The 24,193-nt window shown below is 43.9% G+C and carries 14 protein-coding genes; 12 read left to right on the plus strand and 2 right to left on the minus strand.

Annotated features, from left to right (window positions below; genetic code table 11):
* The first annotated feature begins 7 nt into the window (after positions 1–7).
* The 8 genes from FM037_RS19120 to FM037_RS19155 all read left to right on the plus strand — a co-directional run bounded on the left by FM037_RS19120 (position 8) and on the right by FM037_RS19155 (position 12,480).
* The gene (locus FM037_RS19120) at positions 8–2,227 is read left to right on the plus strand and encodes an OmcA/MtrC family decaheme c-type cytochrome (protein WP_144047293.1); all 2,220 of its coding nucleotides are present in this window, start codon (positions 8–10) and stop codon (positions 2,225–2,227) included.
* Between the two features lie 432 nt (positions 2,228–2,659).
* The gene (locus FM037_RS19125; RefSeq protein WP_144047294.1) at positions 2,660–4,669 is read left to right on the plus strand and encodes an OmcA/MtrC family decaheme c-type cytochrome; all 2,010 of its coding nucleotides are present in this window, start codon (positions 2,660–2,662) and stop codon (positions 4,667–4,669) included.
* Between the two features lie 93 nt (positions 4,670–4,762).
* Positions 4,763–5,764 (plus strand): DmsE family decaheme c-type cytochrome, encoded by a 1,002-nt coding sequence (locus tag FM037_RS19130; protein WP_144047295.1) that lies wholly within the window; start codon positions 4,763–4,765, stop codon positions 5,762–5,764.
* Positions 5,765–5,778: 14 nt separating this feature from the next.
* Positions 5,779–7,890, plus strand: coding sequence for an MtrB/PioB family decaheme-associated outer membrane protein (locus tag FM037_RS19135; RefSeq protein WP_144047296.1), 2,112 nt, complete (start codon positions 5,779–5,781; stop codon positions 7,888–7,890).
* Between the two features lie 587 nt (positions 7,891–8,477).
* Positions 8,478–9,101 carry a uracil-DNA glycosylase family protein gene (locus FM037_RS19140; protein ID WP_144047297.1) on the plus strand — a complete coding sequence of 208 codons (624 nt, stop codon included), beginning with the start codon at positions 8,478–8,480 and terminating at the stop codon, positions 9,099–9,101.
* A gap of 157 nt (positions 9,102–9,258) precedes the next feature.
* On the plus strand, positions 9,259–10,239 hold the full coding sequence (locus FM037_RS19145; RefSeq protein ID WP_144049045.1) for a sensor domain-containing diguanylate cyclase: 981 nt from the start codon (positions 9,259–9,261) through the stop codon (positions 10,237–10,239).
* 143 nt (positions 10,240–10,382) lie between these two features.
* Positions 10,383–11,177: a hypothetical protein gene (locus FM037_RS19150; RefSeq protein ID WP_144047298.1), complete on the plus strand. Its 795-nt coding sequence runs from the start codon at positions 10,383–10,385 to the stop codon at positions 11,175–11,177.
* Positions 11,178–11,331: 154 nt separating this feature from the next.
* Entirely contained in the window at positions 11,332–12,480 is a 1,149-nt protein-coding gene (locus FM037_RS19155) for a sugar diacid recognition domain-containing protein (RefSeq protein WP_144047299.1), read from the plus strand.
* 847 nt (positions 12,481–13,327) lie between these two features.
* Here FM037_RS19155 and FM037_RS19160 read toward each other — a convergent pair.
* Together FM037_RS19160 and FM037_RS19165 are read right to left on the minus strand one after the other, a co-directional pair.
* A complete protein-coding gene (locus tag FM037_RS19160) occupies positions 13,328–16,387 on the minus strand; it encodes an efflux RND transporter permease subunit (RefSeq protein WP_144047300.1) in 3,060 nt (1,019 codons plus the stop codon).
* Between the two features lie 2 nt (positions 16,388–16,389).
* Entirely contained in the window at positions 16,390–17,538 is a 1,149-nt protein-coding gene (locus tag FM037_RS19165; protein ID WP_221937431.1) for an efflux RND transporter periplasmic adaptor subunit, read from the minus strand.
* Between the two features lie 291 nt (positions 17,539–17,829).
* On the opposite strand from FM037_RS19165, the gene FM037_RS19170 reads away from it, so the two are divergent.
* The 4 genes from FM037_RS19170 (at position 17,830) to FM037_RS19185 (ending at position 24,014) form a co-directional block, all read left to right on the plus strand.
* Positions 17,830–18,555: a TetR/AcrR family transcriptional regulator gene (locus FM037_RS19170; RefSeq protein WP_144047301.1), complete on the plus strand. Its 726-nt coding sequence runs from the start codon at positions 17,830–17,832 to the stop codon at positions 18,553–18,555.
* 1,544 nt (positions 18,556–20,099) lie between these two features.
* The gene (locus FM037_RS19175) at positions 20,100–22,406 is read left to right on the plus strand and encodes a hypothetical protein (protein ID WP_144047302.1); all 2,307 of its coding nucleotides are present in this window, start codon (positions 20,100–20,102) and stop codon (positions 22,404–22,406) included.
* Complete coding sequence (locus tag FM037_RS19180; protein WP_144047303.1) at positions 22,403–22,810, plus strand: hypothetical protein; 408 nt, start codon at positions 22,403–22,405, stop codon at positions 22,808–22,810. Before FM037_RS19175 ends, FM037_RS19180 begins: the two co-directional genes overlap by 4 nt.
* 172 nt (positions 22,811–22,982) lie before the next feature.
* Positions 22,983–24,014 carry a transposase gene (locus FM037_RS19185; protein ID WP_144049047.1) on the plus strand — a complete coding sequence of 344 codons (1,032 nt, stop codon included), beginning with the start codon at positions 22,983–22,985 and terminating at the stop codon, positions 24,012–24,014.
* Positions 24,015–24,193: the final 179 nt, after the last annotated feature.

Raw genomic sequence — 24,193 nt, forward strand, 5'->3', positions numbered from 1 at the left:
AATAATCATGATGAAAAAGTTCAACTCTTTTAATCTAAAAAAAAGTGCAGCAGCCAAAGCTGTACTCAGTGCTGGGATACTCTCTCTTGCACTTGCTGGTTGCGGCAGCGACGGTAGTGATGGTGAAGATGGCAAGCCTGGTCCTATTGGCGTAAATATAGACTCGGCTAAGAGTGTCAATGCGATATTTACTAATGCTGCTGTCGAAGCGGGCATAGTCACCGTCGACTTCACTCTTGAAAATGATAATGGTGTTGCCGTTCTCGGCCTGACTAAAGATCACGATCTGCGTTTTGGTATCGCTCAGCTTGCACATGTTACCGAAACCATGAACGACAAAGATGGCGTACCCACAGAATACGACCGTGGTTACCAATGGCAAGCCTATATCAATGCTGAAAAATCACCTAACCCGGACTGGGTTCCTGAAGGTGAATCAGATATTAACCCAACGAATCAGTTCCAGGCTAATGTAGAAAAAGCCAGTGATTGCGAAACCTGTTTTGTTGATAATAACGATGGGACATATACTTATTCCTTCCAACAAAATATTGGCAACGTCACAACGCCTGTTGAAGTCATTTACAACGCAGACTACACTCAACGTGCCACATTGGAACTTGAGTTACCTAGCTTTGCTGCAAATGCAAATTATGATTGGCAGCCATCTACTGGCACCACTGACGGCATTCAAACTCGTGAAGTCGTTTCTATCGAAACCTGTTACACCTGTCACCAACCAGATAGCCTAGAGTTCCACGGTGGGCGTCGAATCAATCTTGAAAACTGTGTATCTTGTCATACTGCGACTTCAGGCGATCCTGAAAGTGGTAACAGTGTCGACTTCACCTATATGATCCACGCTATCCATAAAGGAAATAGCAGAACAACTTATAGCCCTGACTCACCTGATGCTGATGAGAATGGCAATATTCCAGCACCTTACAAGGTTATAGGATACGGTGGTGGCGTTCACGATTACGGTAAAGTGATGTTCCCTCAGGGACCCGCTGCTGACTGTACCTCATGTCACGTCACAGGCGAAAATGCGCCAGTTAATGCGGACTTATTCGAAGCCAATCAAAGCAACCAAGCTTGTATTGCCTGTCACACGACTATGCCTAAGGCATATCACGATCCAAGCAACGAAAACTGTATGTCTTGTCATATCGAAGAAGGCTATGCACGTAGTGCTAAAGAAGCTCACGGCGATATCATGAAAGCCTACAATGAAACCCAAGAGATGAGTGTACAATTCTCTGAAATTGGTGTTGATAGCGATGGTAAGTTCACAACCACAGTTCAAGTGCTGGGTACTGATGGCCTGCCATTAGCTGCAGAGTTTGTCGATACTGGTTCTCGTATTGTAATGGCTTGGGACAGCGATAAAGACTTCCCTTCATACTCTGAAGCTTCATATAGCAAACGTCGTATGAAACTTAGCGAAGGCATCTATGACGCTGCAGCTAATGCATGGGTGATGACTTATGCTGGTATCGACCTTCCTGCCGATGCAAGCGGAAAAACGTTTGAGCTTTGGTCTGCACTTAAAATTTGTTACAACAATGGTGGTTATGGCCGCCCTGTCGTGGAAATGACAGATTGTACAACTGAAGGTGTTCGCAAAGTTGAAGTGAAAGATGAGCCGTTCCATTTTATTTGGAGTGACACAGGTGCAGACTTAGACACAGCTCCTATGGCGCGTCGTGACATTATCGACCAAACTAAGTGTGCAGGTTGCCACAATCAGGAGATTTATCACTACAACAATGGTGTGAATTGCCAGACATGTCATACATCAGACAAGACCACTAAAAGTAATGCGAGTGAGCAGTACCCTAATGCTAAGAAGCCAACCAGTTTCGCTTACAAAGCACATGAAGCTGAAGGACATTACCTCAAGTATGCAGGTGTTGGTTCGAGTACTGTAATAAAAACCGATTGTATGACCTGTCATACTGATGACGGTATTCAACTTGGCCGAGCTCCAGAGCGTACATGGCGCTACGGTGACATGTTGACTGGAGAAGACATGTGGGTCTCTTCTGATGCGGGTTCATGTATGAGCTGCCACCAGAAATACCTCAGTGATTCTGGTAAATCTCACATCGAAACAAACGGCGGTATCTTAGATGGTATCAGCGCTGAAGACGTTCAAAATCGTGCGAAAGAGACCTGTTCAACTTGTCACTCTCCAGAGAAGTTAATGGAACTTCACGGTAACTAATCAGCGGCAAGCACTAACTAAATATGATGAATTAGCACTCGCTCTCTAGCCGTTAAACCATCATTATTTATACCCAAAGGGAGGCTTAGCCTCCCTTTATTTTATCTGCGTAAGTAAAAAAAGAAAATATTAAACACTTACCATACATAACATCAACTTAACTGAGAATAGTTATCAACTAACCCGCTCATTTATTGATCTGGAATAGCGTTTCCCCTCTGTCTAAACTACCACTTTATAAATAGGCGGATCTTGGTCACACATTAACACCTGCTTTGCAGATTTCACCCCCCTATTACGTTAGCCTTCCCCTAGGGAATTATATTTCCAGCATCGACTTAAGTAGCACTAATAATGAAATCATCTAAATGATAATCGGTTAGCTTAGCTGACCAAGCACTTGAGCCAATGTCAAACCTATGCAGGGAAAAAATGATGAACGTGATAAATAATAAGTTTGTGCTGCTATTGGCAGCAAGTGCTGTATCTCTAGCCTTAACTGGTTGTGGTGGCAGTGACGGTAATAATGGTGATGACGGCAACCCAGGCGGTCCAGCTGCCGATGTAGTTAATGTACTCAACTTAGATGTGACTAAGGTGACTTACCAAGACGGCATGCCAACCATTGAAGTCTTCGCCACTAACGAAGAAGACCTTCCGGTTGTAGGTTTAAAAGACTTGGAAGTTAAAGCCGTTGCCCAGCTTCTCCCACAAGGTTCTACCAGCGCTGGTGACAGCGCTCAGTGGCAGAAAATTGGTTCTGAGAAAACCTTTACCGACCACAAGAATGGCAACTATAGCTTCACCATTGAGGTTGAAGGCTATAATTCAGAGCTAACTCAAAGATACAACGTTATCGCCAGTGCATCGACACTGCAAGATGGCGTAACTTCTGTACCACGTACCGAGCTTTCAGAAGATTTCTCAGGTGACGGCTACCAAGCGCTTTATACCAAAGACATAGTTTCAACTGAAACCTGTGCTTCTTGCCATGCTGCAGGAGAAGCAATTTATCACAGCTACACTTCAGCAGAAACCTGTGCATCTTGTCATACCCAAGAGTGGGCCGAAGGGCGCGGTAAGCCAGAAGTGGCCTTCACTCACCTGGTTCACAACGTACACAACTCAGCCAAAGGCTATAAAGCTGACAAAGATACTGGTGAATTCACTAAAGATGCAGAAAAAGCGCACGCTTTGCTGCAAGACAAGTGTCAAACCTGTCACATTGCACCTGAAGAAGGTAGCAATGAGCTAAGTGAATGGGGCAACTGGACGCGCGTTCCAACCATGGAAACCTGTACAAGTTGTCACGTTAACATCGACTTTAAAGCCGGTGAAGGTCACTCTCAGCAAAATGACAACAGCAACTGTATCGCTTGTCATAACGCAAGTTGGACAGAAGAGCTTCATATGGGTGGCTTCGTTGAGAAGAAAGCACTTATCGACCAATATGGTATGGAAGCAAGCCTTACTGCGATAGCCACAGACTCAGGTAGCGATACCACACTCAGCATTACCATTACTGGTGCTGACGGCGCCGCAATAGATGCTGCAACATTATTGACTAATATTGAGCAACTGGAATCTATCACTAACGTGGGTCCTAACTTCCCGATAATGGGCTACAACCCAAGCCCTGGTAATGGTGAGCATAAAGTGCTTATTAATCTAGTTAAAGATGGCACCCTCGATGAAGCAGCCTCTATTGTTGATGGTAAATTTGTCACCACAATCGCTAACCTTCCTTACGGTGAAGTCGGCGCAGATACTGATACAGCATTTAGCTTTATCGGCCTGACCTTATGCAACGACGGTACTGATCTGCTTGCCTGTGGTGAAGGCGTTGATAGCACATCAATGAAAGCAGAGCTTGCCCACGGCACACTTTCTGGTGAAGCACCGAGTGTACGTCACACAGATTCAGTTAACTTTGCAGCTTGTGAAAGCTGTCATGGCACCGAGTGGGAGCTACATCAAGAGTACCATGCAGGTTTCGTGATGACAGAGCAGCTAGGCCGCATCAACGAAGCGGGTGAGATGATTGTTGGTGTTAATGGCTGTGTCGCTTGTCACACTCCAGATGGTACTTACATGAGTGGCGGCAACAAAGGTGCACTCGAGATGAAACTTCACTCAGTACATAGTTCTGGTGATTACGGCATTATTTCAGGCATGACCTGTAGTCAGTGTCATAACGACTTCAACCTTGATGCTTTCAAGGTGAAAGGTGCGTTAGCAACCTCATCAGGCAAATACAGCACACCTATCGCGGCAACATGTAGCTCTTGTCATAGTCATAGCGATAGCTTCAAGCCACACGCTGAAGGTCAAGGTGCCATCATCGACGGTTCCTATGAAGCCGCCAACGATGCAGCCCAACTTGAAACCTGTTTCTTGTGTCACAACCCAAGCATCAATGATCACACTTCGGTGAAGATGTAATTTGCTCAACTCTTAACGATAAATAGAGAGTTTGAAAGGGGGAGTCCTCTCCCCCTGCTTTCAAGCGAATTTGTGCAGATTAGGAAGCCAAATATGAAAATCATTAATACACTAAAATCTGTTTCACTGTCAGTGCTCCCCGTACTGCTAGTGTCAGCAGTCTTGTCTCTCGGTATGACTTCTGTCGCTCACGCGTCAAAGTGGGATGCCAAGATGACTCCCGATGAAGTCGAAGCCACATTAGATAAGAAGTTTGCCGAAGGTAAATACTCCCCTAAAGGCGCCGATTCTTGCTTAATGTGTCACCGTAAATCTGAAAAAGTGATGGATCTGTTTAAAGGTGTCCATGGCTCAATCGATTCAAGTAAGAGCCCTATGGCTGGTCTTCAATGTGAAGCCTGTCACGGCCCTCTTGGTAAGCATAACCGCGGCGGTAACGAGCCAATGATCGCCTTCGGTCCAGACTCGACTCTGTCAGCCGAAAAACAAAACAGTGTCTGTATGAGCTGTCACTTAGATGATAAGCGTATGGATTGGAATGGTGGACACCATGACAATGCCGACGTTGCTTGTGCTTCTTGTCACTCCATACACACAGATAAAGACCCTGTTTTGTCTAAAAACACCGAGATGGAAGTCTGTACTAGTTGTCACACCAAGCAAAAAGCTGACATGAACAAGCGCTCAAGCCACCCGATGAAGTGGGCCCAAATGGTGTGTAGCGATTGTCATAATCCACATGGCACTTTGAGCGACTCAGATCTTGTAAAACCTACGGTTAACGAGACATGTTACTCCTGTCACGCCGAGAAGCGCGGCCCAAAACTGTGGGAGCATGCACCCGTAACTGAAGATTGTGTCGCTTGTCACAATCCACACGGTTCGGTGAACGAAGGGATGCTGAAGACTCGTGCTCCTCAGCTTTGTCAGCAATGTCATGCCAGTGACGGTCATTCCAGTAGTGCCTACATGGGCAACACAGATCAAGGCTCAACCGTAGGTGGCAATGCATTCACTGGTGGTCGCAGCTGTTTGAACTGCCATAGCCAGATCCATGGTTCTAACCACCCATCTGGCAAGCTATTTCAGCGCTAAACGGAGTCGAGAAGATGAAATTCAAATTAAATTTAGTCACCCTCGCCCTACTTGCTAATGCTGGCTTTGTCAGCACGGCAATGGCAGCTGGCGGCTATGGTATTCAAGATGCGAATACCGACAAGGTTAAGTTCGACAAGTGGGCGTGTAAACGCTGCGTTGTCGAAACTGGCGTTAACGGCACTGTCGGTGTCGGCATGGGCTATAACAATAGCGATGATATTCGCTCTGCCAACGCCTTCGCAGCCGAAAACGAGTTAGCGGCTAAGCTAGATGCAGATCTGAAATATGTTAGCGAATCAGGTTACCGCGCCACCATAGAGGCCGATAACCTCGGCATGGAAAATGGCCGTTTAGATATTAATGCCGGTAAATCCGGTCAGTACAACCTGAACCTTAACTATCGTCAGATTGCCACCTATAAAACAGACAGCGCCATGTCACCTTATCAGGGCGTTGGTGGAGACCATCTAACCCTGCCAGATAACTGGCAGACGGCAGGTTCGAGTCAAGATATGACTCAGCTATACAGCAGCCTGAACCCTATGGAGTTATCACTTAAGCGTAAACGAGCCGGACTTGGTTTCGACTATACGTTTGATGCTGAGCCGGGTGAGGAGCTATGGACCACTTATCTAAATTATCAACGTGAAAATAAGACCGGACTTAAGCAAGCTTCTGGTAGTTTCTATAACCAGTCTATGATGTTAGCTGAACCCGTCGATTACACCACAGATACGGTAGAAGCAGGTATAAAGCTTAAAGGTGACAACTGGTTCACAGCACTTAACTACTCAGGTTCGAGCTTTAAAAACCAGTATAGTCAGCTAACGTTTGATAACGCCTTTAACCCAACGTTCGGCGCGCAAACTCAAGGCACCATGGCATTAGATCCTGACAATGAAGCTCATACGGTTTCATTGATGGGCCGAGTCACTGCCGATAAGACTATCTTGAGTGGCCGCGTTCATTACGGACAAATGACCCAAGATCAAGCGTTTGTCACCTCTGGGTACGGTTACCAGATGCCAGCAGAATCCCTCGATGGTCGCGTCGACATGACAGGTGTGAACTTGAAGCTAGTCTCTCGCTTAAATCGCAGCGTGAGTATTAAGGCAAGCTATGATTATAGCGATCGTGACAACAAGACTAACGTTGAAGAATGGACGCAGATAAGCATAGACTCAACAACAGGGCAAGCTGCCTATAACACGCCCTATGACATCACCACACAAAGGGCTAAATTAAGTGCCAACTATCGCATCACTCGCGGTATGCGACTCGAAGCGGGTTATGATTACCGCCAGGATGACCGCAGCTATCAAGATAGAGAAACCACCAACGAACACACACTCTGGAGCAAGTTCCGTCTGAGTAAGTTCGAAAACTGGGATATGTGGATCAAGGGTAGCTATGGCGAGCGTGACGGTTCTGAATACCAAGCATCAGAGTGGACTTCAAACGAGTCTAACGACCTGCTACGTAAGTACAACCTAGCAGATCGCAAACGCACCATGGTTGAGGCTCGTATCACTCACAGCCCTACCGAGGCGTTGACTATCGACTTAGGTACGCGATACGCACTGGATGACTATAACGACACCCAGATTGGTTTAACTGAATCTAGAGATCTTAGTTATGATGTCAGTGCAAGTTACCTGATCAACGATGATATGACATTGACGGCATTTTATAACCGTCAGAACATAGAATCAGATCAATCAGGTAGCACTAACTTCAGCACGCCAAACTGGTTTGGTGTGGTTGAAGATCAGGTCGATGTGATCGGTGCAGGCTGGAGTTATAACAACCTGATGGAGAAAAAGTTACGTTTAGGCGTAGATTACACTTATTCAAATTCAGACAGTAATACTCAGGTCACCCAAGGTGTCACCGGAGATTACGGCGACTACTATGCCAAGTCCCATAACATCAACATCTATGGTCAGTATCAAGCCACCGAAAAAATGGCGCTTCGCTTAGATTATAAGATGGAGAAATACCAAGATAATGATGCTGGCAATGAGATAGCACCTGACGGTATCTGGAATGTAGTGAGTTTTGGTTCAAACAGCCACGATTACACTGCCCACCTCATAATGTTGAGTATGAGTTATAGGTTGTAAAAACTCGGGTAAATTATAGATGAAGCTCAAACAGCCAACTCTATGACCTACCACAGCCCACCTCATAATGTTGAGTATGAGTTATAGGTTGTAAAAACTCGGGTAGATTATAGATGAAGCTCAAACAGCCAACTCTATGACCTACCACAGCCCACCTCATAATGTTGAGTATGAGTTATAGGTTGTAAAAACTCGGGTAAATTATAGATGAAGCTCAAACAGCCAACTCTATGACCTACCACAGCCCACCTCATAATGTTGAGTATGAGTTATAGGTTGTAAAAACTCGGGTAGATTATAGATGAAGCTCAAACAGCCAACTCTATGACCTACCACAGCCCACTTAATCATGTTGAGTATGAGCTATAGGTTGTAAGAAGTTCCGAGGGCCTAGGGCCTAGGGCCTAGCTAAAACATAAATGCCAGCTGCTATCTTATTAGTCGCTGGCATTTTTATTTTTTAAAACTGTCTCACATCGACATTAGCGTCACTGTCTCTAGCTCGAAAAACTGGCTTACAAACCTTGCAAGTATTCACGCAATAGATGAGTCATAATGATTCGATAAACAATGACCTCATATAATGAATGAAACCATCTGATAAGTTCCTGCAGCTCAAAGCAAAAATCTCAGCCTGTAACTTATGTCAGGCTGAGCTGCCTTTGCCTGCAAAGCCTATCATCCAAATCTCGCAAAATGCCAAAATATTAATTGCTGGCCAAGCACCAGGCATAAAAGCCCACGAGAAAGGAGCGCCCTTTCACGACCCCAGTGGTAAACGACTCAGAGACTGGTTAGGTGTAACAGAGGAACAGTTTTACGATGCAAACCTGTTTGCCATAGTACCTATGGGATTTTGTTTTCCCGGCACCATAATCAGAAATGGTAAAAAATCCGGCGACAAACCGCCCATGCCATTATGTGCGCCGATCTGGCGTCAAACCTTGTTTGAAGAGTTAGCCCATATCGAGCTGACTATCATTCTAGGCCAATATGCCATCGACTATCACCTGAATAGTAAACAAGGAAAAAATAAGCTGTCAGTGACTCAGGCTGTGATGAACTGGCAGGAGTATTGGCCAGCAAGCATCGCCCTGCCTCATCCAAGCCCGAGGAATAATATCTGGCTTAAACGCCATCCAGAGTTTGAGGCAGAGGTCATTCCAAGACTCAGAAACAAGGTGAAAGATATATTAACAGTTCAGGGTTGAGCTAAATGCTTAACTTGAAACGAATCACTCCACAGACTAGGCCCCTCATACTATTATCTTAAATGAGTAATAAACATCCACTCACCCAACAAAACCTCTAGGCCTTAGCTAAACTTAATTTTAATAACACAAGATCTGAGGTCAATTTGTGAGTGACATGCTAAGTCCAACACGTGCTCCTTACCCTTACTCATCTATTTTAGAGCTAGAGATAGAGGAGATCGACTGGCAAAGATGGCAGCGGCTGGTAAACACTGTCGCCGACATGTTCCATGCTCCGGCTACTTTCATCAATCAAGCTAATCTCAAGGGCATCGAAGTCATCATAGCGTCACAAAAACCAGAGACACATTATCAACCAGGCAGTGTCGATTTAGACACTAATATCTATTGTCATCACGTAGTCAAAAACTCGATCGAGCTCTATGTTAAAGACGCCAAGCTCGATCCCCAATGGAGCAATAACCCAGAATACACCGAAGATAACTATGTCTCTTACTTAGGCTTACCTATCTCCTGGCCCGATGGCAGCATTTTCGGCACCCTGTGTGTGTTAGACACTAAGGCCACCGATTACCCTGAAACCTATATCAATGCGCTTGGAGTCATTAAAGAGGTGATCGATAGTGACCTTCGTCATCTGTATAAAGAGAATCAACTGCTGACACTCAGCTATACCGACCCATTAACACAAATCTATAATCGACGTGGCTTCGAAGACCTGCTTCTCAGCACTCAAGACTTAGCCCAGAGACTCAACCGGCAACTTATTTTGCTTTATTTCGACCTGGATCATTTTAAAGAAGCCAATGACATTTTTGGCCATGAAATTGGAGATGACATCTTAAAAGTCTTCGCAAAAACACTGAAAGTGAACAGTCGAAGCTGTGACTTAGTCGCCAGGTGGGGCGGCGATGAGTTTCTGGTATTGATTCATGCTGAAAACGAGCACTGTGTCGAACTGTTCAATCACAGAATGGCTGAGCATTTATCGGCTTGCTCCTTAAAAACTGAGATAGAATACTCATTCGGTTATGCCGTGCTCAAACCTGGTGAAGAAACCGATCTCGAATCATTGTTAAAAATTGCCGACGAATACATGTACCAAAATAAACTTGCTAAGAAATCTCAGTCTTAACTCGAGATTCAGAAGACCCATAATATTGATTACATCGGTAAATACCATAAATGTTAGATTCAACAAGATATATACCTTGATGTAATACCTGTAACACATATAAAATTACTGCATATGGATTAGTTTAGACGGAACTTAAGTTTATGGCATCAGTAGTATCTTCTCGCCTGGCACAATTTCACTTACCTCGGTTATTCACCCTATTATCAATCAGTGTGCTCACGGCATGTAGCGGTGGCGGCGCAAACTCCACAGCAGAGACGAATGGAAATTCAGGCAACAGCAGCACGTATCAATTCAATGCTGACTTCATTAACCTTATTCCTAATACTCAATTAGCCACTAAAGTCGATCTCTTCTATGAGCATATCGGCATAGATGAAGTTGAAATAGCCTCAAATATCGATTATTTAGAGCAACAAAGAACATCTAAATTCGGTTGGACTGGTTTACCTCAAGCCAATCTAAGCTTCACAGTAAAAGACGCACTCAATAATCAGTCTTTGCTCAGCACAAGCACCATGAGTTATAGCAATACTCAACAAGACCTGTTCCTACTTGCTACAGGTGAGAAACCTACGACTCAAGCCGTGTCACTTATCCGCATCAACAAGCTCGAAGGTGAGCAAGCCAGCTATCGCTTGTTTCACGCTAACGCCTTAGAGCCCCGCAGTATCGATATCTATAATGCTGATGCACAAACCGCTATTGCCCTCAACTTGGCCTTTAACCAAGTGTCTGCGCCTATTAAATATGATCAAAATCTGGCTGAAGTTAATGTCTTCGCTATTCCCTCTGGCACAAGCCCGGATTACAGCAACACCAGTAACTACCTGCTACAGGCCGTTATCACACAAGAGTCGAATGACACTCTCAGTGTATTAGTCGCTAAACCTGGAACAACATCTAGCTGGCAAATAAATCACTATTCTGAATAGCGTTATTTATACCATCGAGCCATAAAATCCCCAGCTCTTGTTTGCCCCACTGCCTTTGGACAAACAAGAGCGTCGCCATAAAAGTTTGCCATATCTCATAGTTAGCCCAGCCAAAATACCTTAAGCTAATGAAAACTCCTTCGAGACAGTCAATGTGTATTTTCTAGATCCTAGCCTGGCCCAACAGATTGTTGATCGCACAATGAAGATCATTGGCCACAACATCAATGTGATGAATAATCGCGGCGTGATTTTAGGCTCTGGCGATCCCCATCGTATTGGCTCGACTCATGAAGGGGCGCTGTTAGCGATAAGCCAAAACCGTACAGTAGAGATCAATTCGGCTACCGCCGCCAATCTTCATGGGGTAAAAGCCGGTATTAACTTACCCCTGCATTATAAAGGTGAGATCATCGGGGTTATCGGCATCACAGGTGAACCTGAAACCTTGCACAACTATGGCGAGTTATTAAAAATGACCGCCGAGATGATCGTCGAGCAAGCCAATTCCATAGAGCAGGCTCAATGGCAATATCGCCAGAAAGAAGAGTTTATTCTGCAGCTGATTAAATCAGACGCTGAGTTTTCACCTCAGCTCAAAGACTGGGCACTGCAGCTCAATATCGAAATAGACGCCCCTCGTGTCGTCGCAGTAATTCAAGTCCAAGGGGATGAAGAGCAAACCTCGGCAAACTCGCTGCTGAAAAAAGTGCTCAACCTGCTAGAAAGTCCCTCACGTGGTAACTTAGTCGCCATGACCTCTATGACTGAATTGGTTATCTTAAAACCCGCGTTTTTGGATGGAAACAAATGGGATCCACACCTTGAGAGTCAACGTATCGACCAGCTTCTCACTCGCATTCCTGAAGAGTTGAATATCCGATTAAAAATAGCCCTGGGACACTTCTTTCCAGTCCCTGCCGATATCAGTCGCTCCTACATAACAGCACGAGAAACCTTAGCCTTAGGTCAACAACTTAGGCCCAATGAAAGCAAATATCTCTATGAAGACTTCTCGCTACTTGTATTACTCTCCGGACTCAGGGGAGATTGGCGGGGACAAGAACTAACAACACCCTATCAGACGCTCGTTAACGGGGATAAGAATGGTCAACTCAGTAAGACCTTAACCGCTTATTTGCAACACTTTGGTGATCTACAGCAGTGTGCTAATGAACTCTTTATCCATAGAAATACCTTAAGATATCGCCTGGATAAGATCCAACAACTCACTGGCGTCGATATTCAAACACTCGATGGCCTGCTTCAGCTATATCTGGGGCAGGTATTGAGTAAACAGTAATTTGGCCTTCGAATGAAGGCTGATTACATTTTTTGTTTAGTTCATTTTGTTTTGCTTGTTCCTTCTCATCATTCCGGTAGAGCTTTTGAGCCGGAATCTGACCTCCATGGATGGAGGAAATGCCAAATTTTGTATGGAACAAAATTGGCCGTGTGGGCTCTGCCAAAACATCTGACCCACATGGATGTGGGGAATGCCAGAAAATGTAGGGAACATTTTTGGCCATGTTTTGGAAGCTCTCAGCCGTATCTACACTGGGTGATTACAAGAAAGTTATCTCTTCGATTGAGCTTTTTATGTTCTTCTTCGTGTCCTCTGTGTGCTTCGTGGTGAATTGCTTTTGCCCAAGGTTAGCTAGCCTTCGAATGAAGGCTGATTACATTTTCTTGTTGTTTGTATAACCGTCATTCCGGTAGCTCTTTTGGGCCGGAATCTGACCTCCATGGATGGAGGAAATGTCGAATGATGTCTGGAACATTTTCGACCAGCAGTTGTTGGGTAGTGTATTTGAAGGTCGACCCTTCATTGCAATCTATCGCTTCCCAGCGGGGGGATGTACTCTTGTTTTGAGAAAGTTCTGCGAAACGCCGCAAGCACTTCTGACCTCCAGGGATGGAGGAAATGCCAAATTTTGTATGGAACAAAATTGGCCCTGTGGGCTCTACCAAAACATCTGACCCACATGGATGTGGGGAATGCCAGAAAATGTAGGGAACATTTTTGGCCATGTTTTGTAAGCTCGCAGCCGTATCTACAACTTGGTGGTTTACAAGAATATTTGACCTTATTTGATACGCCCCCTTTGTTTCTTGAAATGGTGAGTTACTACACTCACCATTTTCAATGTTTACTTAGTTAACACGGCTTGCCTCTCATCAAACAAGGCGTCTGTAGATTTATTGAGATTTTCTGCTAGAGCCAAATAGACTGCTGGTAACACAAATAGGGTAAAGATTGTGCCAATAAACATGCCTGCTACCAAAATAATACCAATACTATTCCTGGCTTCTGCGCCTGGTCCTGTCACTAAAACTAAAGGAAAGTGACCAAGTACTGTCGCAGCTGTTGTCATCAAAATAGGTCGTAACCTTAACTTTGCGCTATATACGACAGCGTCCAATTTTCGATACCCTTTTTGTTGAAGCTCATTCGCAAACTCTGTAATTAGTATTCCATTTTTAGCGACTAAGCCCACGAGAGTAATAAAACCGATTTGGGCGTAGATATTCATCGTTGTCATACCAAGAAACGAAAACGACATACCGCTAGCAAGAGCCAAAGGTACGGATCCGAGTAATACCACTAATGGCGAACGAAAGCTGTTGAACTGTATAGCTAGAACCATGTAAACCATGAATAAAGAGATGGCAAGCACAGAGAATAAACTGTTTCCTTCTTGGCGTAGTTGACGAGAGCTGCCCGCATAATTCACTTGGTATCCTGGCGGTAATATCTCCTCTGCCTTTTGTTCCAGAATACTCAGCGCTTGATCAGGTGTTGTCCCTGGCACCAATCCACCTAAAACACGAAACGAGTTGAGTTGATTAAATCGGTTCGCGCTGCGTACGCTAGCGGTTTGCTCTAAGTTTGCGATACTACTTAAGGGTACAAAATCGCCATTCGGTGTTTTTATTTGTAGGGTGAGTAATGTTTCACTGCTATTTAGCTGTTGCTCCTCAATCATGGGGATCACACGATAGGCTCTACCATCACTATCAAAACGTGTCACGTCTTGCTCTGACACCATCAATGATATTTGGTCTGTTACCGCTTTGGTTGTTAACCCCAAGTCCATCATTTTTGTACTGTCAAACTCAAGTCGTGCATGAGGCATATCTAGCTTCAGGTCCGTATCAACAAACATGAATTTGCCACTTTTTTGCGCGGCCTCTAGCAGTGCATATGAATACCTAAGCATATCGCTGTGACTATCTTGCGATTGAATGACCATTTCTACATCAAATTGCCCAGCCGTCGGCAGTGGCATCGGTGACGTTGGGTAAATTCTCAAGCCAGTGATTTCTTTGAGTGAAAAATAAATATTTTGTACAACATCTGAGGTTGAGTATGAGCGTTGGTCGTATGGAACGAAGTTAATGCCACTGAAACCGCCTGACTCAGTAAGGGTCTGCCATACCATGTCTATGCCTTCCATTTTCTCAATAGAGCTGACCGCCTTTTGCATAAATTGATTGCTATAGTCTAAAGAACCACCTGAAGGGGCTTCAGAAATAACAAATAGCGAACTTTGGTCTTCAACAGGAGCAAGCTCTTGCTGTGAAAATAGATAGAAAGGAACGATCAAAAGCGAAAGAACAAATGCTCCAGTCAATAGGGCTCGGTCATGAGAGAAAACACGATATAGTCCATTCTCATAACGCGCTGACAATCGATCGAATATCAGGTTGACCTTGTGCGTTAGGCGACTTTCTTTCCCCTTTTCTTGAGAGACGTAGGCGCTCATGATTGGCGATAAAGTAATAGCAACTATACCGGAAACAAGAACAGCAATGGCTAACGTAAACGCGAACTCTTTAAATAGAGCACCAGACAAACCGCCGACAAAACCAATGGGGACAAATACTAAAGCCAAGGTGATTGTCATAGAGAAAATAGGGCGCAGCAGCTCTCTTGAGCTTATTAATGCAGCTTCAATTCGGCCTTTACCATTTCGCATATGACGTGCGACATTTTCTACGACGACAATCGCATCATCGACAACCAGTCCTACAGATAAAACGATTGCCAAAATGGTCAGTAAATTAAGTGAGAAACCCGCTAGTAGCATCGCTGCGATACTGCCTAAAATTGAAATAGGAATCGTCACCAAAGGCACCAACGCCGTTCGAAATGATCCCATTAGCAACAGAATCACTACGCCTACCAGCAACACAGTTTCGACAAGAGTGGTGAAAATTTCCTTGAGTGCGTCTCGCATATATTGAGTGCCATCATAGCCAATGGTGATACTTGTTCCTTCTGGTAAGCGTGAATTAGTGACCACAAGTTGCTCGTATAATGCATCACCAATTGAAATTTCGTTCGAACCCGGTGACGTTACTATGCCGATAAAAACCGACTCACTAAGATTTAGGCGTGCAGAGTCGGTACCGCGATCCTCTCCAAGCTCTATACGAGCGAAATCGCTAAGGTAAATAAAAGTATCACCACTCTTTTTCACGATCATTTGGCGAAAATCATCGGCACTTTGGTACAGTGCATTACTCATGATACTTATGTTTTGGCTAGCGCTTTCTACATGACCTAAAGAAGCGATAACATTGTTATCGATTAAAGCCTGATGAACTTGATCGGCACCAATATTCAAACTTGCCATTTTCAGAGGATCGAGCCATACACGCATAGCCGGCTTGCGTCCACCAAGTACATCCGCACTTTGAACGCCAGGCACAGACGCAAACCAAGGTGTTACGTCGCGTTCTAAAAAGTCGGTGAGCTCTGCTCTGTCCATTGTAGTGCTAGAAACATTCAGATAAAAAGTGGCTCCTGGCCTGTCGACACGGGTAACAGAAACGCTTGGGTCTTGCACGCCATCTGGCAGTTCATAAGAGATCTGGCTGAGCCGTGAGTTAAGTTCAGCAAGCGCATTGGTGCTATTTTCGTTGAGCTTGAGCCATACCGTTACCTTACTCAGTCCTGCTGTTGTTGATGAATCGACGTAGTCGACGCCCGGAACACTCATTGCAACTCTTTCGATTGGTTCTGTAACGAAACCTTTTACGACATCAGCAGAGACACCAACATACTCAGTGGTGATGATAAGAGACGAACTTTCGATCTGGGGGAACTGCGAAATCGATAGTCGTTGTGATGCCATCAAACCGGCAATGATAATGATCAAAGAAATGACGATTGCTATAACTGGCTTTTTAACAAAGATATCCACTGTTATTCTCCAACAATAGCTGCAACGAGTGGCGGCTCTTGTGGTAAAGCTCCTTCCCTTGAGCGAACCAACAAGCCTTCATAAAGTTTGAATGCGCCAGCCGCCGCAATTTTTTCACCTTCATGTACGCCTTCAGTGATTAGTTTCGATCCATTAATCTCTGAGATAACCTGTACGGGAACGCGTTTTGCCCGGTAAGCTCCGGGCTCATTGTCGAGTGCGATTAGCTTCATGACATATGAGCCATAAAGATCCTGATTAACAGAAATAACAGGGACTTGATATACCGTCTTGTTTTCACTTATCGGAATGAGCACTTCCAATGGCATGTTTGGTGTGTAGGGGGCGAGGGTTCGGCTAATCTCTGCGCGATATCTCAGGCTACGAGTTGTCTCCGATATTTGTGTGTCTTTTGCTATGACTGTTGCCTGCTGGAAAGGCGATGTACCAAGAGAATCAATGTTTCTTGCTCGTATCTGAGAGCTTATGTCGAGCTCTGGGTAGAATTGTGGAACGCTAAAATCTACCCAGACTTTGTCACTGTCTCCAATAAACGTTGAAAGTACTTGGTTAGCAGAGACATAGTCGCCTAACTTGATATCATGAAGTCCTATTACCCCATCAAATGGCGCAATAACGGTCTTTTGTTTGATTGTGACTTGTAGTACCTCAATTTCAGATTGAATCACGATAAGGTCAGCGTAAGCTTGATCATATTGCTCTTGGCTAATCGATTTTTTTTCTAGCAAAGTTAGATAACGTTGAAGTACTGATTGAGCATGTTTTTTGCGTGCTTGTGCCGATTTTATTCTCGCGCGTTCTTCAGAAATATCGACCTGAAATAATAGATCTCCTCCATTAGCCTTTCCACCAGCTTGGAAACCAACAGAGGCAACTTTCCCCGACAGCTCCAGTGATAAATTAGATTGCAGTGGCGATGCCGCACTGCCAAGTACGCTGACAGTCGGTGTATGCTCCGAAACTTTTACGTAGGTGGCATCGACGACTTCGTAGTGCTCAGGGAAGGAGGACGCTATATCTATTGCGACTTTTATTTGATTGTATTTGTAATACCCTAAACCACCTATAATCAAGGCTAAGCTTGATAGCACCCATAGCCAACCTACGAATGAAGACCTTTTCTTTTTCATATAATCACCACAAAAGTTTAAATAATCGCATTCGAATGACATTCGAATAGTATTCGGATTATGGATTGTTGGAATTTTTTGTCAAACTGAAAGGTTTAAGTTTCAAGCAATGGTGAGAGCAGGAAGGTAACTTTACTCTTTAAATATCAATCACTTTAAGACAGCATACTTGTGTTGAAATTATATTCATTGACAACCTTTTCGTATTCATAGCAGCTTATCCATAAAGATTGACTCAGGTAGGGAGATTTATTAGCATTCACCCGAATATTATTCGAATGAAGGTTCACTATGCCAGCCCCTAAACACACTATCGCTGAACAAGAGAAGCTAATATTAGATGCTGCTGCACAATGTATTCTCGATACTTCGTTGATCGATTTTAAGATGTCGGCGATTGCTAAAAAAGCTGGTTTATCAATGGGCTCAGTTTATAAGCACATCCAATCTAAAGAAGATGTATTGGTTGCCCTGTCTGTACGTCTTGATAGTCAAGCATCCAATGTTATTCGATTCATTCTTGCTCTACCCTATTCACTTCCAGCGAAGATCGTGGCAATTAATCTTGTGTCACAAGAATCAATGTATATTTATTCTTTTTCTTATCAGCTACTTACGATGATAAGTAGTAGAGATTTGCTAGCCAAAGCCTCTGATAAATGGCTAGCTAAATTATCTTTAGTGTCTACAGAAATTAGGTTTCAGTTTCAAGATGCGTTACGAGAGGCCGTAGGTTCAGAAGAATTACTTTGTGAAGAGGAAGAAAAAGAAGCTCTGATTGAAGAGTTTATGCTGCTACATTGGGCCGTAAATATAGGCTCCCCTCAAATCCTTAACCACCCGCATGAGACTCATATAAATGAAGCTAAGGTAAACGTTAATGTACCGCTGACATTGGATCACCCATTAATGAGAGCGACTATCCGTATGACAAATTGCTACCCTTGGAAATACCCAGTGACACGAAAAGAGCTATCTGAAATTGAGCAAGTGCTCATCAAAAATGATTTACGATAGATTTAGATTATTTCTTAATTTGACTGATTCTACATCGATATTTTGTAGTCAATTATTTAATTGTTCGTTTTAGATACTCACAATAATACAGCGAGTAGATTTGCGATTGTAACTCAGAAATATCCAGTTATGAGTTTGATCACTGGTAATCACAAGCCAAAAAATCTCAAACGAAGAGATGACTTTGAGATATGTTATTGAAGCTTGTACCTTCATTGTGATCTAACGCTTCCCAGCGGGGGTTATGTAGACACTTCTGCGAAACGCCGCAAGCACTTCTGACCTCCAGGGATGGAGGAAATGCCAAATTTTGTATGGAACAAAATTGGCCCTGTGGGCTCTACCAAAACATCTGACCCACATGGATGTGGGGAATGCCAGAAAATGTAGGGAACATTTTTGGCCATGTTTTGGAAGCTCGCAGCCGCATTACACTGAGTTATTTTATCTCTTCGATTTAGCTCTTTATGCTCTTCTTCGTGTCCTCTGTGTACTCCGTGGTGAATTGCTTTTGCCCAAAGTTAGCTAGCCTTCGAATGCAGGCTTATTGCATTTTCTTGTTGTTAGTATAACCGTCATTCCGGTAGCTATTTGGGGCCGGAATCCAGTCTTGTATGTTGGGTAGTGTGTTTGAAGGTTGTACCTTCATAGCTACTTATCGCTTGCAGCGGGCTTTTATGCAGCTACTTCTGCGAGACGCCGTGAACACATCCGTGTGGGCTCTACCAAAACATCCCTGTTTTGTAAGCTCTCAGCCGTATCTGCACTGAGGTTTTCACAAGCAACCTATCTCTTCAGTTTAGGTTTATTGATAATTCGATGCCCGAATTTGTAACTCACCACTGCCCCAAGGTTAGCTAGCCTTCGAATGAAGGCTGATTACATTTTCTTGTTGTTTGTATAACCGTTATTCCGGTAGCTCTTTTGGGCCGGAATCCAGTCTTGTATGTTGGGTAGTGTGTTTGAAGGTCGTACCTTCAATGTCACTTATAACCTGCGGCGGTGCAGTATAGGGATATACCAATGTCGTGAAGGCAGGATGCCTAAGAACGACCTTATGTGCAGATACTTCTGCGAGACGCTGGCTCTTGATTTCAAAAGAGTCCATCTATGGAAGCTCGCAGCCCATCTACACAGGGTTATTCACAAGTAAGGTTTCTCTTCGATTGCAGCTTTATTATTAATTAAACTGTATTTTGAAGCCTGATTAGCTAGGCTTCCATAGTTACTCAACCCTTCTGGCTCACATATACCTTGTGGAAACATTTTCCCGTAAAAAAGCTGTGATTATTTAGCTGATCGAAGAGGTTTACCCCTTTTTATGAAAGGCTAAATAACTATTTTAGCGGTATAAAGGGTATTCTTGTTTTCTCGAAAAATTAAAACCAGCAAGAATATAGTGGCTACATAATGTTGCAAGCTCAGCGTTTAATACCAGCTAGATAGGTGGTATTATCCTCGTTTATCGAAAGTTACGACTCAATCTAGCAAATAAGTAATGGAACACTTTTGGGTTAACCCCCATACATTCAATGGATGAATATATGCGCTCAACTAAAATAGTTGATATCAATACACTGATGTTAACTGATGCAAGTTGCATCGAATCGGATACTTCCTGGATAAGCGATGATGATTGGAAGGAGATGTTGCCTACTGGTAGTTCTTTAAGCCAAATTGAAAGTCAGCTTGAATCTGGCGAATCAGTTGTATTGAGTGACAGCCCCAGAAGTCCATTATTTACCTTATCCCAAGGGGATTGGATAACATCGGTGAGTGCAAGCTCGGCTTTTCCAAGTTGTGCTGTTACCGCCATCACCCAACGTTTTAATGCCGCCGGAAGTAGTATTGCATTTGAGCGTTCGCCCGGTGAGTCGCTATCACCTTCACCGCAATTAGATTACACGCCCGATACTTCTACAGTGAAGGAGCAAGTGCTCCCTATCTCCTGCCAGTACAATGTAGAGATAGCCTGTACTCCTCAATATTTAGACACTTTGAACTATGGCTATTTCATGCTGGCTAAAACCAAGAATGAACCTAGCCTGACATTGTCTACGGTCAAACCGCTAGGCAAGCATTCTCTGCTCACTGCGCTAGGTAAGTTTGAAGAGCCTAAACAACTTCTCCACATGCTGACCACAGGCAAGAGCAGCCAGTTATCCGTTAAACCGGTAAAGATGGTGCCCTTAGGCTCTCAACAGGTCTATGAGTCCTTTGTGCCGGTGCAGCTTACGGTGCAGGTGAGCGAAAGACTGGGCTACCCGACTCAAGGGTACTTCTATCATTTCAAGCAAGGCCAACTGGTACACGAATACGCTATCGTCGAGGGTGCCAAAGGATATTTTAATATCACTCACTCGACAGCGAACGCATTATCCGATGAGGTAAACATACCTGCATTAAGAGGATGTATCTTTCTGCCCTGGAAAATCAATGGCCAACTCGCCGCCCCTCAGCATATTTACTACAGCAAGCAAAAGTTAACCGCTGAGACGTTCCAAGGCATCGATGCAGCTTGGCTAAACACTAATGCTGTCACCCTTGACCTTGGAGCTATTTTAGCTGCCAACCAGCAAGCGCTACTCGCCAGAACTGAAGAGCAAAAAGGTCAGCCGTCCCAAGCCCCGCAAGCGGTGAGCCGAGCAGACAATATCTACTACCAATCTTCGACACCACAGCTAGCACCAGGCGTTATCGGCATCACTAAGCAATCGGTACTGAAAGATGTAGCGGTACTTAACTTAGGTCAGGTAGAAGCTGCGTTAGATATCGATGATGTATACCTGTTTTTCTCAGATAAGAAAATGGACTTATACGAATTTGCTGATGAAGTTTATGGCAGCCGTGATAAAACGATTATTGACCATATAATGTATAGCAACCCTCAACTGAAGAAGAGCTTCAGTCAAATTCATGAAGGGATGCCATTAGTGGTATCACCCTGGAAAACAAAGCATGAGGAAGAAGGCAACGCTATCACGCAAGCGGAAGATCTAATGACTCAATATCTAACACTGAGCGCAGATGAGCGACAATGGTTTGCTGATAACCATGATGTAGTTACCGAAGTATTGGCGACTGCAGCTGAAGGCGGCATGGGCAGCCTGCAAGTCAATGCCGACACAGGTGAAACCACAGACATTAGCCTCAACGCCATGATATCCAGCACAGGGGCCGTGATAGCCGGTGCAGGCACTCAAGGTGGCCATATCAGCCAGAAAATGAAAGCGTTTGCGGATTACTCCAATTACATCTCTTCAAAAACTGAAGGCTTAAAGGGACAAGCCCTCTACTCCAATTCTGATTATAAAGCTTGGCGAAAGCGAGAACGTGCATTTCGCACTGAGATGAAATCATTATTGGGACAGATGGGTAAGCCCGGATACATCAAAGGCTTGCAAGCGAAAAACATTGGCCATCTGCTAAACATCAATAAAAGACAAATCTATCGCTCAAAAGACTTCGCCAAAGCAGTAGGCGGTATCGACATGACGCGGCTTTACAAGCAAGCGATGTCGTTCAGTAAGCAGATCAAAGCCGGTGGTTGGATGATCACTGGTTTAGGTGTATACGGCAATGCGGCTGATATCTATCAAACTTGTGACATGAATGGAGCTATTAATGAAGCCTGCGGGCGGTCTGTAGTTAGAAATGCAGTATCTGGAGGACTTAATATTTATATAGGATATGCACTCGGTATCGCACTAATGGCAGCCCCAGTTACTGGAGGCTTATCTATTTTACTGGTTAGTGCAGGTACTCTTACGTGGGGGGCTTTTGGTGGCGATGTATCTGATTATATGGGTAGAGGGGCTGAGAGTATTGTATTTGATGAAGGGGATATATGAATATAACTAGCGCCGAGGATATCGTGATTATGATCACGGTTACTGGATTAATATTATTGTTTCCATTAAATATGTTTCTAACAATAAAATTAAGGAAAAAGAAACAACTAATCATGGACAATATAACCAGCGGAGTACCTGATCGGCTTAAATTCAGGGTTTCTTTTGGTGTAAATGCAAACATGTCTTGGGTATTTGCTGCATATTCAGTATATATTTGGTTTTCTTATTTACTTTTTCGTTACGGACACCATGTCACTCAAGCCGAATTTAAGGCATGGCACCTAGCGATCAAGCGAGCATTTGGTCGCTATTTTTATCTAGGTTTTATATCAGCAATTGGAGGAAATTTAGCTGCTTTCGGCTTTGTACTTTTCCTGCCTTTTTATATTTATAATAAATAGCGTCTAGATCTAAATATCGGCAGATAACAAATCCTGAACAAATAAAATTGAAATCATCACTTTTATTTGTTTAAGAGCAGAAAAAGACGGGACAGCCATATCTTTTGTGCTTTAGCACATCCTCTACTAACCTTTAAGTTACCTCAACTTAGTTTTGTTCAGGATAACGATGATGACTTCAGCTCGAAGAATTCTTATCGATGCAGAATCGACTCCGTTTTACCACATAATAAATCGTTGTGTTAGAAGGGCTTTTTTGTGCGGAGAGGATGAACTCACAGGTAAAAGCTATGAGCATAGACGCGGCTGGATTGTCGATAAAGTTAAGGCTCTATCTGCTATTTTTTGTATTGATGTTTGTGCCTATGCGGTGATGAATAATCACTATCATTTAGTCCTTAAAATCGATACCGACAAAGCCAAGTCATTGAGTAACCGTCAGGTTATTAGTCGATGGTGTAAGGTGACAAAAGGGCATGATGTAGCGACTAAATTTATGAATGGAGAGACCTTAATCGAGGGGGAGCGTTTACTACTTGATGGGTTATTGGCTGAGTGGCACGAACGTCTATCCAGTATCTCTTGGTTTATGAGGTGCCTCAATGAAGAGATAGCGCGTAGGGCCAATCGTGAGGATGGATGTAAAGGGGCCTTTTGGGAGGGTCGTTTTAAGAGCCAAGCCTTACTCGATGAACAAGCACTGCTAGCATGCATGATGTATGTCGATTTAAACCCTATCAGAGCTGGGATTGCTAACACACTCCAAGCATCTGATTATACATCTATTCAGGAGCGTATTACCGAGCTAAATACCTCTGATAAAAACACTAAACCTAATGATGATAAATCAGCATCAACCTCGAGCGAGCCACTCAAACCACTTGCCCAATTCGATGGTGCAGCCCATCTAGCGACTCAATCAGGCATCCCATTTCATTTCTGTGATTATTTACAACTGATTGATTGGACTGGCAGAGCCATTAGGCCTGATAAGAAAGGTTTTATTGATTCAAGCCAGCCTAAATTACTCAATGAACTTGGCATTGCACCCGATGCCTGGATTACCTCAGCGAAAGAGTTTCGCCGCCAATACAGTGGTATTAGTGGTCGTTGGGATGCTATGTGTGCTTTCAAAAAGCAACATAACTGTGGGCTATGGTGTAAAGGTAAAGCCAGCAGTAATGCACTTCACCCCTCGCCTTAGTCGTATATAAATTATCTACAAAGGCTTGGTGATAATTAGGGATTTCGAATAAACCAAGATACTTTTTCTAATCAATGTCAGTTTAATTAGACTCTGATCTCCGGGGTCAGAGTAAACTTTATTACTAGCCAGTATAGTTACAATCGAAGAGACAAACACTCAGGTGTGAACGCGGCTGA

Origin of the sequence: Shewanella psychropiezotolerans (assembly GCF_007197555.1) — a bacterium.
Classification (GTDB): domain Bacteria; phylum Pseudomonadota; class Gammaproteobacteria; order Enterobacterales; family Shewanellaceae; genus Shewanella; species Shewanella psychropiezotolerans.